Below are 649 nucleotides of genomic sequence, written 5' to 3' on the forward strand. Positions count from 1 at the left end.
ATGCGGTCGAGACCGTCCTGCGGACGCGCCATGTCCCGCATGTCTACATGAGCGGCGCGCCCGTGCGGACCGACAGGCCGGAGAGCGTGGTGCTGCAGAAGCCCTTCACCGAAGCCGAGATGAGCTTGGCCATCGAGCGTGCGGTCGGCGCTTCCGCGGAGGCCTGACCGCCGTCGCCTTCGTGGCAGCGCGCTCCAGCCCCGAACGCATTCCATATGGCCTGCCAACGGCCCCGCCGTCAGCGGGTTCCGGATGATCCGACAGCGCGATCGATCGTGCGGCTGACGGCCGTGCCTGGCGGATTGCCGGGCATTCCGTCGGACTGCATGGGATAGGCGCCGGAGACATTGGTGCCCGCGGCGCGGTCCAGCGCACGCTCGGCCGAGGTGCCTGGCGGATTGCCGGGCATTCCGTCGGACTGCGCGGGATAGGCGCCCGAGACATTGGTACCCGCAGTGCGGTCGAGCGCGCGCTCGGCTGCCGTTCCTGGCGGGTTGCCGCGCGTGCTGTCGCAGCCTGCGACGCCGAGCAGCAGCAGGCCGGCCGCGATGAGATGGAACTGCATGGCGGGAACTCCCTTTCCCAGGCGTCGAAGTCTTCGTCCGAGATCGGACGGGCAGGACACCTGCTCTGTTGAAACGCGCGGGCC

General features: G+C 69.8%; 1 protein-coding gene. It reads right to left on the reverse strand.

All coding sequences use genetic code 11. From position 1 onward, the window contains the following. Nucleotides 1-238: 238 nt before the first annotated feature. The gene (locus tag GWK15_RS25595) at nucleotides 239-565 is read right to left on the reverse strand and encodes a hypothetical protein (protein ID WP_245211910.1); all 327 of its coding nucleotides are present in this window, start codon (nucleotides 563-565) and stop codon (nucleotides 239-241) included. Nucleotides 566-649 lie beyond the last annotated feature (84 nt).

It is taken from the genome of Neoroseomonas oryzicola (assembly GCF_012163135.1).
GTDB lineage: Bacteria > Pseudomonadota > Alphaproteobacteria > Acetobacterales > Acetobacteraceae > Neoroseomonas > Neoroseomonas oryzicola.